Below are 12,431 nucleotides of genomic sequence, written 5' to 3'. Positions count from 1 at the left end.
TCACGAGCCGGACTGCTCGTCCTGCTCGGGTTCGCCCGCTCGGGTGTATTCGTCGATGAGCTCCTTGATCGAGTCGAGGAGGTCCATGTAGTCGGGTGTCTCTGCGACATCGCTTTCGGGCATGATGACGACCATACGTCCGAATCGGTGATGGCGCGACTACTTTCTGTAATTCTCCACCCAGCGACGCTGCCAGGGCGTTTCCACCGCACGTTTGTTGTAGTTCGCCCTGGTCCAGGCGACGGCCTCGTTCGCCGGCAGGCCGGAGAGCACGGCGAGGCAGGCGATGACCGTGCCGGTGCGTCCGACGCCTCCGCCGCACGCGACCTCGGCCCGGCCCGACCGCGCCTTCTCGTGCAGCTTCTGGATCTGGCGCACGGCGGCGGCCCGGTCGCGGGGGAGCAGGAAGTCGGGCCACTCGATCCAGTCGTGCGGCCAGGTGAGCGCGGCGTCGTGGCGGCGCTGGAGACGCCGGGAGCCCAGGTAGAGGCCGTAGTCGGGGGCGTCGGTGTCGTCCGGCTCCGGGTTGCGGAGCCCGCGTCCCCTGATCCAGGTGCCGTCGGGGAGTTCGATCGCGTTCGTCAGGGTCATGCCGTCGCCGCCCGGACCTTGGGAAGGACCTCGGCGCCCAGCCGCGCGATGTTCTCGAGCGTGGCCTCCCGAGAGCCCGCGGCCTCCACAAGGAAGATCTGGTGCTGGATGCCGGTGCTCTCCGCGGTCGCCAGGAGCGACTCGGCGCAGTCGTCGGGGGAGCCGACCGGGTGCAGGCCGATCAGGTGGCGGGTGTAGGCGGCGGGGTCGCGGGGTGAACGCGGCCGGTCGTCGACCGCCACGTACCCCTCGAGCCCGGGGCCGAGCCAGGTGGGCATCTCGCGCATCAGCAGCCCTTCCGCCTCCGAACGGGAGTCGGCGACCTGGGCCAGGTGCGCGGAGACGTGCGGCGCGTGCCCGCCGCCATGGTCTTCGTATCGGGAGACGGCCTCCCGCTTCTCGGTGTCGCTCACGTGCATGCCCAGCAGCATAGGAAGACCACGGCTCGCGGTGATCTTTTCAGTCGAGAGCGAAGTGCAGGCCACGACGACGGGCGGTGGAGCTGCCAGGTGCGGGACGACCGGGACCTCGCGGAAGGCGAAGTGATCGCCCGCCCAGCCGAGCCGCTCCCCATTCAGCCATCCGAGGAGGAGGTCGAGCGACTCGGCGAACGCCTCCTCATAGCGGGCGAGACCCGTTCCGAAGACCTCAAGATCCCGCCACGGCCCGCCGCGCCCCACGCCCAGGCGGAAACGGCCGCCGGACAGCAGTGTCAGCAGCGCCGCCTGCTCGGCCAGCGCCACCGGGTGCTGGTTGGACAGGACGCTGACCGCCGTTCCCACGTGGACGCGGCTCGTGAGCGCGAGGAGGTGACCGGCCAGGGTCGTCGCCGACGGGCAGACGCCGTACGACATGAAGTGGTGCTCGGCCAGCCACACGTCATCGAACCCGGCGCGTTCGGCCGCGACGGCCGCCTCCACCGTACGGGCGAGGGCGTCGGCGTCCGACTGACCTGGGTAACGGGTCGCCAGGAGGAAGATTCCGAAGCGCACTCGAGAGTGGTACCCGAACTTGGGCGTAACTGAGCGGCTCTGCGAGACTGCCCGGCATGAGCAGCGGATCGTTCAGCAGGGTCGGGGTCGTCGGACTGGGCACCATGGGCGCGGGCATCGCCGAGGTGCTCGCTCGCGGCGGCGTCGAGGTGGTCGGCATCGAGGTCGACCGGCAGGCGCTCGACCGCGGGCGCGGCAACCTGGAGACCTCGACCGGGCGCGCGGTGAAGCGCGGCAAGCTGACCGAGGAGGGCAAGCAGGAGATCCTCGACCGGATCGCGCTGTCCACCGAGTTCGCGGCCCTCGCCGAGTGCGACCTGGTCATCGAGGCCGTGCCGGAGCGCCTGGACCTGAAGCGCCGGGTGTTCGAGGAGCTGGACCGGGTCTGCCGGGACGACGCCGTGCTCGCCACCAACACCTCCTCGCTGTCGGTGACCGACATCGCGGTGACCACCAACCGGCCCGCCAAGATCGTCGGCGTGCACTTCTTCAACCCGGCGCCGGTGATGAAGCTGGTCGAGGTGATCGGGACCGTGCTCACCGAGGACGGCGCCGCGGGCCGGGTCGCGAACCTGGTGAAGAGCCTCGGCAAGACGCCGGTCTCGATCGGCGACCGCGCCGGGTTCGTCGCCAACCGGCTGCTGTTCGGCTACCTCAACCAGGCCGCCGGGATGCTGGAGTCCGGGCACGCGACCCGCGACGACATCGACGCGGCGATGAAGGCCGGCGGCGGGCTGCCGATGGGGCCGTTCACGCTCATGGACCTCATCGGGCTGGACACCTGCCTGGAGGTGCTGGAGGCCATCTACCGCGAGTCGCGGGACCGGCGCCACGCCCCGTCGCCGCTGCTGCGCGAGCTCGTCACCGCCGGGCTGCTCGGCCGCAAGACCGGCCACGGCTTCTACTCCTACGACACGTCCGCCCCGGCCGCCGAGCCGGACCCCATCGGCACCCTCGCCATCGCGGACGCGCCGGTCGTGGGCGTCGCGGGCTCCGGCCGGCTCGCGGCCGAGATCATCATGCTGCTCGCCTGGCACGGCGACGCCAGGGAGGTCATCTACGACGCCTCCGACGAGGGCCTGGAGGACGCCCTGGGGGCGATCCTCACCAAGGAGGCGAGGGTGAGGCGCGCGCACGGGCGCGCCGGGCTGGCCGACGCCGACCTGATCATCGACGTGCGCGGCGACGCCGCGTCGCTCTCGGAGCTCGCCGCCGTGGCCCCGGGTGCCGTCCTCGGCGTCGTGGCCCCGGCCGCCCCCGCCGCCGGACTCGCCGCCGCCACCGGCCGGCCCGGCGACGTCGTGGCGCTGAACTTCCCGGAGTCCTGGATCACGAGGTTCGCGGAGGTCGCGCCCACCGTCCTCAGCGACGCCGCCGCCGTGGACAAGGCGGCCGCGCTGCTGAGGGCCACGGGCATCACCACCGTGCGCTGCCGGGACCGCGCCGGCTTCATCGTGGACGCGCTGCGCTTCCCGTACCTGAACGACGCGGCGGCGATGCTAGGCGCGGGCTACGCCGACGCCGACTCGATCGACGCCGCGATGACGCTGGGCTGCGGCTACCCGAGCGGGCCGATCACCGACCTGGACCGCCTGGGCCTGGCCCGGGTCATCACCGGCCTGCGGGCCCTCTACGCCGAGAGCCGCGAGCAGGCCCTGGCGCCGACACCGCTGCTGGAGGAGTACTACACGGCCCGCCGCACGCTGCGCTGACCGGCCCGTACGACGCTCAACGGGAAGGGTCCCCGCATGGGGGAGCACGCAGGGACCCTTCACCGCGAACGTTCGCGAACCTAGAGGTATCCGATCTTTGCGCTCAACCGGTTCGCCGATATTGGTGTGAAACCAGGGACTCCAGCGGCCCATATCCTGGAGTCATGAGCCCTCGGAAGAACCGCCGCAACGCGCCCGGCGCGCAGCCGGAGGGCGCGAGCGGTTCGCTGTGGGGCCAGAGCACCGAGGAGGGCCCGGACGGCGAGTGGATCGTCCGGACGGTCGCCGGGGCGAACGCGATCAAGCCGTACCGCTGCCCGGGCTGCGACCAGCTGATCCCCGCCGGGGTGCCGCATGTCGTCGCCTGGCCCGCGGACGAGCGCGGCGGCACCGACGACCGCCGGCACTGGCACCGCCCGTGCTGGAACGCCCGCGGCCGCCGCACGCCGAACGTCCAGCGTTCGCGCAACGGCCCGCGCTACTGAACGGAAGGGAAGCGATGGGGGAGATCCGGGCGGGCACCGTCCTGCCGGCGCGGCGCGAGGACATCACGCTGCACACCGCCGACGGGCTGGAGCTCGTGGGCGAGCTCGCGCTTCCCGAGGATCGGCCGCCGGTCGCGACCCTGGTCTGCCTGCACCCGCTGCCGACGGCCGAGGGCATGATGGACAGCCACGTGCAGCGCAAGGCCTCCTACCGGCTGCCCGCGCTCGCCGGTCTCGCCGTGCTGCGCTTCAACACGCGGGGCACGACCTCGGCGCGAGGCACCAGCCAGGGCGAGTTCGGCGAGGGCGAGACCGAGCGCTACGACGTCGCCGCGGCGATTGAATACGCTGAGTATCACGATCTACCGCATCCGTGGCTGCTGGGCTGGTCGTTCGGCACCGAACTCGCGCTCACATGGGGTCGGGATCCGGGCGTCGAGGGCCTGCTCCTGTTGTCGCCGCCGCTGCATCGCGCGAGCGACGCCGACCTGGACGCGTGGGGCGCCGACCCGGACGGGCGGCCCGTGGTGGCCCTCGTTCCCGAGTTCGACGACTATCTGAGGCCCGCTGAGGCACGGGAACGTTTCAAGAGAATCCCGCAGGCAGAGGTGGTCGCGGTGGACGGCGCCAAGCATCTGTGGGTCGGTGAGCCGTATGTCCGGATCGTGTTGAACGAGATCGTCAAGAGGGTCGCCCCGGACGCGTACCCGCTGCCCACCGAATGGGACATTTCGGACGGCTAAACGAGTGCGACCGATCACGGCCACTCCCCTCCGCTGACCCGCGATCGGGGTGACGATTGCCTAGCCGCCGTATGGACGGTGGGTAATCGCGACCGTCGCCGGGGAGGGCCTCTCCACCATGACCGTGCAGTTGTACGCAAGGGACGTCGGCTCTGGCACGCCACTCGTACTGCTGCACGCGTTCCCGCTGTCCTCGGCGATGTGGCTGAACCAACGCGAGGGGCTGGCGACCCGGTTCCGGGTCATCACCCCCGACCTGCGCGGGTTCGGCGGCTCGGTGCTGGGCGGCGACGAGCCGTCGATCGAGGAGATGGCCGACGACGTCGCGCGGCTGTTCCGCCGGCTGGGCATCACCCGCGCGGTCGTCGGCGGGCTGTCCATGGGCGGGTACGTGGCGATGGCCATGTGCCGCCGCCACCCTGACCTGGTGATGGGCGTCGTCCTGGCCGACACCCGGGCCTCGGCCGACACCGATGAGGTCCGCGACGGCCGTGTCCGCCAGGCCGAACGGCTGGAGACCGACGGCACGGTCGCGGTGCTGGTGGACGAGGTGCTCCCCGACCTGGTCGGCCCGACGACGCTGCGGCAGCGCGCCCTGGTCTACGGGCGGGTTCGCGGGCTCGTCCAGGCGACACCGCCGCGGGCGGCGGCGTGGGCGCAGCGTGCGATGGCCGCGCGGGCCGAGAGCTTCGAGACGCTGCGCGAGCTGAAGGTGCCCGCGCTGGTCATCGTCGGCTCCGAGGACACCCTCGCCACCGAGGAGGACGCGCACGCCATGGTCGACGCGCTGCCGAACGCCGAACTGCTGGTCATCCCGCGTGCGGGACACCTGTGCGCGGTCGAGCAGCCGGATCTGTTCAACCAGGCGGTCGCGGAGTTCGCGGCGGCGCTGGCGCGGATGACGAACTGACGCGCGGAAGGTCGGTTTCGGGGGCCCAATCCCCGGTTTGTGCCATGTCTGGTAGATCTTTTTGGGTGAAAAAATACATCATCGCGGGCGTGGCCACCGTGGCCGCCGCCGGCGTCGCCGTTCCCGTCGCCGCGAGCCAGACCGGCGGTCACTCCGCCAAGTCGGCCGCGCCCGTCGCAGCCACCGCTGCCGCCGCCAAGGGCACGCCGTTCGTGGAGTACCACGGCAAGACGGCCGCCTACCACGTGGGGCAGTACAAGAAGCTCTCCAAGAGCGGCTACCGCCTCGTCTCGCTGAACGTGTCCGACCGGGCGCACCCCAAGTACGCCGCGGTGTGGCTGAAGAAGTCGGGCCCCGCGTTCACCGAGGTCATCGGGCAGTCGCGCGCCAAGTTCCAGAAGACCTTCGACGGTCTTCGCAAGAAGGGCTACCAGCCGACCGTCGTCACGGCCACCGGCCCGAGCGCGTCGGCCCTGTACTCGGGCGTCTTCGAGAAGAAGGGCGGCAAGTTCTTCTCCTGGGGCGACCTGAGCGCCGCCAAGCTCGCCTCGTACAACAAGTACGCGGCGAGCCACGGCTACATCCCGGTGTCCATCGACGCCTATGGCACCGCCAAGTCGCCGCGTTACCTGGGCGTGTGGGCCGCCAACCCGCGCAAGGTGAAGTGGAGCGTCTCGCTGGCCAAGAGCTTCAGCGCGCACGACAAGCTCTTCAAGGCGCAGGTGAAGAAGGGCTACCGCACGTCCTACGTGGTGGTCGGCACCGGCAACACCTACAGCGCCATCTGGCGCAACGACAAGGTCGGCGCCTGGGCCGAGCGCACGGGCCTCACGTCCGCGCAGCTGACCGCGTACGTCAACAAGGGCCGCACGCAGGGCGCCCACCCGATCCAGATCGCCGGCGGCGGCAACGTCTACGCCGGCATCTGGACCAAGTAGGACCGGCGAGAACGGCAAGAACGGCAAGAACCTGCGGGTCGTGACGATGCCTCGCCGGGAGGGCTACATGTTCTCCTGGCGGGGCATCACGACTTCCCGGATCAGCAGCGAGATCGCCGCCGCCGTCGGGATCGCCAGCAGCGCGCCGACGACCCCGAGCAGGGCCGCGCCGACCAGCGCCGCCACGATGGTCACCGCGGGCTGGACGTCCACCGTCCGTTTCATCACGCGCGGGTAGACGACGTAGTTCTCCACCTGCTGGTAGATCACGTAGAAGATGATGCAGGCTATCCCGTGCGTGATGCTGTGATCACCGCCGGTGAGGAACGCGACGAGACAGACGATCACCGCGCCGATCGTCGCGCCGATCAGCGGGATCAGGTCGGTGACCGCGACGATGAGCGCCAGCGCGGTCGCGTATTTCACGTCGAGGACCGACAGGAAGATGTAGGTCGAGACGCCCGCGATGAAAGCGATGGTGAACTGGCCCGCCACGTAGCCGCCGATCCGGTCCAGGATCTCGTCGCCCAGCAGGGCGACGCGGGCTCTTCGTGAGCGCGGGGCGAGCTGGTAGAAGAACGTCTTGATCTGCGGCAGCGAGCTGAGGAAGTACAGCGTCAGGATCAGGATCGTGATCGTCTGGAAGACGCCGTTCAGCGCGACCTTGCCGATGCCGGTCGCGGTGTCGGTCAGCCCCTGCTGGAAGCCGTTGCTGTTGACGGCCTTCTCGGCCTTCTCCAGCAGGTGATAGCGCTTGTCCCACTTGGCCAGCGTCTTGTTGTCCTGGAGCTGCTGCACGTAGTGGGGGATGTTCTTGCGGAGCTGGTCGGTCTGCTCGGAGACCGGCTGCACCAGCGAGGCGACGAAGCCGGCGAAGAACAGGATCACGCCGAGGAAGACCGTCGCGACCGCCAGCGTGCGCGGCATCCCGACCTTCTTCAGCCGCTCCACCGCGGGGTTCAGTCCGACCGCCAGGAACAGCGCCACGACGATCATCACGATCACCGACTTGGCGTTCTGCGCCGCCTGGACCAGCATCCAGGCGGTGATCACGCCGAGCGCGGCGATGAAGCCGAACTTGAACGGGTGCGAGGTGCCGATCGGCTCGCCTGGCCGGCCGAACGGGAACCGCTGGTCCACGCCCGCCTCGACCTTGCGCTGCTCCAGATCGTGCGCCGGGTCGGGGACGTCGTCGAGGTCGCCCGCCTCGTCCTCGCGCACGGCGGGCAGCCGGTTCTCGGCGGCCTCCTGCCGTGCCTCGACCGCCTCGCGTGCGTCCGGGGGCTCCGGCGCGTCGTCGTCGGGCGGCGGCGCGGGGGAGGGCACCTGCTTCTTCCTCGCCTTGGCCACCGCAGACTCAGGCGCCTCGGCCTCCGCCGCCTCAGCCTCAGCCCCGGCCTCGGTCTCGGTCTCGGCCCCGGCCTCGGTCTCGGCCTCGGTCTCGGCCTCCTGAGCCTCGCCGCCCTCTGTCTCAGGGGCCTCAGGAGCCTCAGAGCTCTTCTTAGAGCTCGCGGGGCCCTTCTTCGGGGCGGGACTCTCCTTTGGGGTTGCGGGGCTCTCCTCAGAGGGCACGGGGCTCTCCTCGGCCGGGCGACCCTCAGTGGCCGCCGCCCGGTCCTTCTGGGGGGTCTCCTCCGGCACGCCGTACTCCTCTTTACTTCTTTACTCCGCAGATGCGAAAAGCCTAGAGGAGATGTCTCCTTCTAGGCTTTTCGCAGTGGAACGGATTGAGTCAGCCAGGGATGCAGCCTCCGTGGCGAACGGGCGGAACTACTCCTGCCACCAGTCCTCGTCGTCCTCGTTCTGCTTCTTGCCCTGAGCGTTGCCCTGACCCTGCTGGCCACCCTTGGCGGGTGCGGCCTTGGCCGCCGCGGGCTGCGGCTTGGGCTGCCCGCCGCCCTGCGCGGGCTTGCTCTCGATGGCCGCCTTCTCGGGGGCCGCGGGGAGCTCTTCCGGGAGGCCCATCGGCGGCTGCATGCCACCGATCAGCTGGCGGAGCTGGTTCAGGTGGCTGGTGATGCTGTCGCGCTGGCGCGTGAGCTCGTCCACCTGGCGCTGCGCGGAGGTGCGGACCCGGTCGGCCTCGGCCTTGGTCTCGGCGAGCAGCTGCTCGGCCTGGCCCTTGGCCTCGGAGATGACCTGGTCGGAGTTCTTGCGCGCGTTCGCCATGAGCTGCTTGGCGTGCGAGTCGGCCTCGCGCCGGGTCTGCTCGGCCTGCTGGGTCGCCTTGGCGGCCCGCTGCTCGGCGGAGGCGGCGCGCTGCTCGGCCTCGGCCACCAGCTTCTGGGTGGCGGCCTGGGCGGCGGCGTGCCGTTCGGCGTCCTGCCGGTCGGCCTCCTCGCGGCGGGCGGCCAGCTGGATCTCGAACTCGGCCTCGGCCTGGGCGCGCTGCGCCTCGCTCTCCTCGAGGATGCGCTGGGCCTGAGCCCGCATCTCGTCGGCCTGGCGCTTGGCCGTGGTGAGGATCTCGTCGCGCTCGCGCTTGGTCGAGGCGCGCAGCTGGGCGACCTCGCGCTCGGTCGTGGTGCGGAGCTTGGCGATCTCCCGCTCGGCCGCGGCGCGCTTCTCGGCGACCTCGTGGTCGGCGGTGGCGCGCAGCTTGGCGACCTCGCGCTCGGTCGTGGAGGTCAGCTCGTCCGACTCACGGCGGGCGGAGGTGCGCACCTCCTCGGCCTCACGCTCGGCGGCGTTGCGCAGGTCGTCGCCCTCGCGCTGCGCGGTCGCGCGCAGCTCGGAGGCCTCGTTCTCGGCCGTGGCGCGGAGCTCGGCGGCGTCGACCTTGGCGGCCGCCTTGATCTCGTTGGCCTCGGAACGGGCGGCCTGGACGAGCTCGGTGGCCTGTTCCTCGGCGAGCCGGAGCAGCTGCTCGATGCGGGCGCCGAGACCTGAGTAGGTCGGGCGTTCCTGCTCCTGCAGCTGCCGATGGGCGTCCGACAGCTCACGCTGCAGCGCCTGGGTCGACTCGCGCGACTGGCGTACCTCGTTGTCGAGCTGCTTGATGTGCTCGTCGACCTGGTGCCGGTCGTAGCCGCGAAGCACCACGTCGAACTCGCGTGGGGGCGTGTCTTCAAAGAAGTTGCTGAGCTGGGCGTCGATGTCGGACTGCATGTGGCTCAATCCTGATGTGACGGGGCTACGGGTGGTATCCGGGGACCGGTTGATCGCCTGGCTGACGGGCGCTCGGCCCCAGACCTCTTCCGGCGAAAGAAGCGTACTCCCGCGACTGCCGTGTTGGGGGCTCATCTTGACGCGCTGCGTGCTTTGTCGTTTTTGTGACCTTGCTGGATGACGCCCCAGGTGCGCGGCCATGCGGCCCTCAAAGCCACCATTCGTGCAGGAACGGCTACAGAGAGGCGGGTTCCGAGGTCGTCGTGAGCCACTGTGATTTCGAACACGTCACGATCTTGGGCGACACGCCCGAAGGTCTGTTTTGGGCCCTTCTAGACGATCTTGAGGCTCGTCCGGGCGGTCCTCAGGCCTTCTGGACGAGCTCGGTGAGGACCCCGTGCGCGTCCTTCGGATGGAGGAAGGTGATCCGCGATCCCATCGAGCCGCGCCGCGGGCTGTCGTAGAGCACCCGCACGCCCTTCGCGGCGATTCCGTCCGCCTCGTCCTGAACGTCCCCGTCCGTGCCGAACGCGATGTGGTGGACGCCCTCACCGTTCTTGGCCAGCCACTTGGCCACGGTCGAGTCCTCCCGGGTCGGCTCCAGCAGCTGCAGGTAGCTCGCCGCGCCGTCCCCGGTCTCGTTGATCTTGAGCATGGCCTCCCGGACGCCCTGCTCCTCGTTCACCTCGATGTGCACGTCGGTGAACCCGTAGGTCTCGCGGTAGAACGCCACGGTCGCGTCCAGGTCGTGGCAGGCGATCCCGATGTGGTCGATGCGGGTGAGCATGGCGTTCTCCGTCTCGTGCGTGGGTCGAAGCCGGGCCGGGGCGGCGCGCGGAGCGGCGTCCCTCGCTGGGTATCGTGACAAATGTCGCCGTGGAACCTTGATGGAGGCCCCCTGTCATGACCGAATCCGTGATCGTCGCCGGTGCGCGCACGCCGATCGGCCGCCTGCTCGGCTCGCTCAAGGACTTCTCCGGAGCCGATCTGGGCGCGCACGCCATCAAGGCCGCGCTGGAACGTGCCGGGATCTCCGGCGACCAGGTGCAGTACGTGATCATGGGCCAGGTGCTCCAGGCGGGCGCCGGGCAGATCCCGTCCCGGCAGGCCGCCGTCAAGGCGGGCATCCCGATGACGGTCCCGTCCATCACCATCAACAAGGTGTGCCTGTCCGGCCTGGACGCGATCGCGCTGGCCGACCAGCTGATCCGCGCGGGCGAGTTCGACATCGTCGTCGCGGGCGGCATGGAGTCGATGACCCAGGCGCCGCACCTGCTGCCCAAGTCGCGCGGCGGTTACAAGTACGGCTCGGTCGAGGTCCTGGACCACATGGCCCACGACGCCCTCACCGACGCGTTCGACGGCGTCTCGATGGGCGAGTCGACCGAGGGGCACAACGCCAGGCTCGGCATCACCCGCGCCGAGCAGGACGAGTTCTCCGCCCGCTCGCACCAGCGCGCGGCCGAGGCGATCAAGAACGGCGTCTTCGAGGACGAGATCGCGCCGGTCGAGATCCCGCAGCGCAAGGGCGACCCGGTCGTGTTCGCCACCGACGAGGGCGTGCGCGGCGACACCACCACCGAGTCCCTGGCCCGGCTGCGCCCCGCGTTCAGCAAGGAGGGCACGATCACCGCCGGCTCGGCCTCGCAGATCTCCGACGGCGCCGCCGCGGTCGTGGTGATGTCCAAGGCCAAGGCGCAGGAGCTCGGCCTCACCTGGCTCGCCGAGATCGGCGCGCACGGCAACGTCGCGGGCCCGGACAACTCGCTGCAGTCGCAGCCCTCCAACGCCATCAAGCACGCCCTCGGCAAGGCGGGCCTGTCGGTCGGCGACCTCGACCTGATCGAGATCAACGAGGCGTTCGCCTCGGTCGGCCTCCAGTCGATGAAGGACCTCGGCGTCGGCCCCGAGAAGGTCAACGTGAACGGCGGCGCCATCGCGCTCGGCCACCCGGTCGGCATGTCCGGCGCCCGCATCGTGCTGACCCTGGCGTACGAGCTGAAGCGCCGCGGCGGCGGCACCGGCGCCGCCGGGCTGTGCGGCGGCGGTGGTCAGGGAGACGCCTTGATCATTCATTCCGCGACCTGAGCCGCTCGCCTGGCGGCTCGCGGCTCAATCGCGTAATGGCGAGCGCGACATCGCTTCGCGATCTGAGCCTGAAGCTTCGCCTTCGGCTCGCTTCAGGCTCAGGTAACGCGCTCGCGGTGGCTGAGCTTGTCGGTGGTTACTGGGCGTTCTGCTGCTGGATGGTGATGGTCTTGAAGCCCAGCGCCTTGAGCATGTTCTGGAGCATGAGCTTGGTGTTCTGGTCGGCGCGCTGGGGGAGGCCGCTCTGCTGCGCGGCCGTCTGGATCTTCTGGCTCGCCAGCATGTAGAGCTGCTGCTGGTTGTTGGGGTTGCCGCTGAAGAAGTCGCCGAAGCGGTTGATGATGCCGCGCTGGGTGGCGACGACGTGACTCTGCTTCGGGTCGAGGTTGGTGGCCTCGAGCTGGGCGCGGGGGAGCCGTACGGTCACGGCGGTGCGGTCCTTGTTGACCGTGATGGCGCCGGAGCTCAGCTTGCCGAAGTCGACGTAGGCGTCGACCGAGCCCTGGCCGACGAACAGGGTGCGCGAGCCGCGCAGGGCCGACGGCAGGAACTTGGCGTCCTTCTCCAGGTCGACGATGACCTGGTAGTTGCCGGTGGCCGACTCGTACCGGGACAGGTCGCGCATGGACTGCAGCAGGACCGGGCCGCTGCGGTCCTTGGTGTCCTCGGCGAACGGGTTGAGCCAGTGCGGGAGGAAGTGGAGCGTCTGCTGCGCCAGCAGGACCAGCGCGACGGTCGCCACGATCAGGATGAGACCCGTTCCGAAGCCCCGGCGCCGTGCGGGAGCCGGGGCGGGCGCGGGCTTGGCGTCTTTATGTTCCTTCTGTTCGGAGCGTGCCATGTAGGTGGCATGCCCCGCTTGTG

13 protein-coding genes are annotated in these 12,431 nt (G+C 70.2%); 6 read left to right on the top strand and 7 right to left on the bottom strand.

Annotated features, from left to right (window positions below):
- The 3 genes from J4573_RS55285 to J4573_RS13595 are packed head-to-tail and all read right to left on the bottom strand — an operon-like array spanning position 1 to position 1,583.
- Positions 1-123: a hypothetical protein gene (locus J4573_RS55285; RefSeq protein WP_279575460.1), complete on the bottom strand. Its 123-nt coding sequence runs from the start codon at positions 121-123 to the stop codon at positions 1-3.
- Positions 124-159: 36 nt separating this feature from the next.
- Positions 160-591, bottom strand: a complete 432-nt coding sequence (locus tag J4573_RS13600) for a phosphatase domain-containing protein (RefSeq protein WP_208255791.1) — start codon at positions 589-591, stop codon at positions 160-162.
- On the bottom strand, positions 588-1,583 hold the full coding sequence (locus J4573_RS13595) for an LLM class flavin-dependent oxidoreductase (RefSeq protein ID WP_208255790.1): 996 nt from the start codon (positions 1,581-1,583) through the stop codon (positions 588-590). The genes J4573_RS13600 and J4573_RS13595 overlap by 4 nt, the downstream gene beginning before the upstream one ends.
- 56 nt (positions 1,584-1,639) lie before the next feature.
- Here J4573_RS13595 and J4573_RS13590 point away from each other — a divergent pair, with 56 nt between their 5' ends.
- From J4573_RS13590 to J4573_RS13570, 5 genes are all read left to right on the top strand, one after another.
- A complete protein-coding gene (locus J4573_RS13590; RefSeq protein ID WP_208255789.1) occupies positions 1,640-3,295 on the top strand; it encodes a 3-hydroxyacyl-CoA dehydrogenase family protein in 1,656 nt (551 codons plus the stop codon).
- Positions 3,296-3,459: 164 nt separating this feature from the next.
- Positions 3,460-3,780, top strand: coding sequence for an Rv1322 family protein (locus J4573_RS13585; RefSeq protein WP_208255788.1), 321 nt, complete (start codon positions 3,460-3,462; stop codon positions 3,778-3,780).
- Positions 3,781-3,794: 14 nt separating this feature from the next.
- A complete protein-coding gene (locus tag J4573_RS13580) occupies positions 3,795-4,523 on the top strand; it encodes an alpha/beta hydrolase (protein ID WP_208255787.1) in 729 nt (242 codons plus the stop codon).
- Positions 4,524-4,641: 118 nt separating this feature from the next.
- Complete coding sequence (locus tag J4573_RS13575) at positions 4,642-5,433, top strand: alpha/beta fold hydrolase (RefSeq protein WP_208255786.1); 792 nt, start codon at positions 4,642-4,644, stop codon at positions 5,431-5,433.
- A gap of 65 nt (positions 5,434-5,498) precedes the next feature.
- Positions 5,499-6,371: a hypothetical protein gene (locus tag J4573_RS13570; protein ID WP_208255785.1), complete on the top strand. Its 873-nt coding sequence runs from the start codon at positions 5,499-5,501 to the stop codon at positions 6,369-6,371.
- Positions 6,372-6,434: 63 nt separating this feature from the next.
- Here the strand turns inward: J4573_RS13570 and J4573_RS53940 are convergent, their stop codons facing one another.
- The 3 genes from J4573_RS53940 to mce form a co-directional block, all read right to left on the bottom strand.
- Positions 6,435-7,721 (bottom strand): AI-2E family transporter, encoded by a 1,287-nt coding sequence (locus J4573_RS53940; RefSeq protein ID WP_372442835.1) that lies wholly within the window; start codon positions 7,719-7,721, stop codon positions 6,435-6,437.
- A gap of 420 nt (positions 7,722-8,141) precedes the next feature.
- A complete protein-coding gene (locus J4573_RS13560; RefSeq protein ID WP_208255783.1) occupies positions 8,142-9,479 on the bottom strand; it encodes a DivIVA domain-containing protein in 1,338 nt (445 codons plus the stop codon).
- A 364-nt stretch (positions 9,480-9,843) separates the two neighbouring features.
- Positions 9,844-10,266: a methylmalonyl-CoA epimerase gene (gene mce / locus J4573_RS13555; RefSeq protein WP_208255782.1), complete on the bottom strand. Its 423-nt coding sequence runs from the start codon at positions 10,264-10,266 to the stop codon at positions 9,844-9,846.
- Between the two features lie 116 nt (positions 10,267-10,382).
- Here mce and J4573_RS13550 point away from each other — a divergent pair, with 116 nt between their 5' ends.
- Positions 10,383-11,567, top strand: coding sequence for an acetyl-CoA C-acetyltransferase (locus J4573_RS13550; protein ID WP_208255781.1), 1,185 nt, complete (start codon positions 10,383-10,385; stop codon positions 11,565-11,567).
- Between the two features lie 136 nt (positions 11,568-11,703).
- On the opposite strand, the gene J4573_RS13545 is transcribed toward J4573_RS13550, so the two are convergent.
- Positions 11,704-12,408: a DUF4230 domain-containing protein gene (locus tag J4573_RS13545; RefSeq protein ID WP_208255780.1), complete on the bottom strand. Its 705-nt coding sequence runs from the start codon at positions 12,406-12,408 to the stop codon at positions 11,704-11,706.
- Positions 12,409-12,431: the final 23 nt, after the last annotated feature.

It is taken from the genome of Actinomadura barringtoniae (genome assembly GCF_017573505.1).
GTDB classification, from domain to species: domain Bacteria; phylum Actinomycetota; class Actinomycetes; order Streptosporangiales; family Streptosporangiaceae; genus Spirillospora; species Spirillospora barringtoniae.
This window is presented reverse-complemented; position numbering and strand designations above follow the sequence as displayed.

Coding starts and splice junctions, on each gene's coding strand:
- J4573_RS13575 (WP_208255786.1), top strand. CDS start 4,642: ATGACCGTGCAGTTGTACGCAAGGGACGTCGGCTCTGGCACGCCACTC.
- J4573_RS13585 (WP_208255788.1), top strand. CDS start 3,460: ATGAGCCCTCGGAAGAACCGCCGCAACGCGCCCGGCGCGCAGCCGGAG.
- J4573_RS13550 (WP_208255781.1), top strand. CDS start 10,383: ATGACCGAATCCGTGATCGTCGCCGGTGCGCGCACGCCGATCGGCCGC.
- J4573_RS13590 (WP_208255789.1), top strand. CDS start 1,640: ATGAGCAGCGGATCGTTCAGCAGGGTCGGGGTCGTCGGACTGGGCACC.
- J4573_RS13545 (WP_208255780.1), bottom strand. CDS start 12,408: ATGGCACGCTCCGAACAGAAGGAACATAAAGACGCCAAGCCCGCGCCC.
- J4573_RS13580 (WP_208255787.1), top strand. CDS start 3,795: ATGGGGGAGATCCGGGCGGGCACCGTCCTGCCGGCGCGGCGCGAGGAC.
- J4573_RS13560 (WP_208255783.1), bottom strand. CDS start 9,479: ATGCAGTCCGACATCGACGCCCAGCTCAGCAACTTCTTTGAAGACACG.
- J4573_RS13600 (WP_208255791.1), bottom strand. CDS start 591: ATGACCCTGACGAACGCGATCGAACTCCCCGACGGCACCTGGATCAGG.
- mce (WP_208255782.1), bottom strand. CDS start 10,266: ATGCTCACCCGCATCGACCACATCGGGATCGCCTGCCACGACCTGGAC.
- J4573_RS55285 (WP_279575460.1), bottom strand. CDS start 123: ATGCCCGAAAGCGATGTCGCAGAGACACCCGACTACATGGACCTCCTC.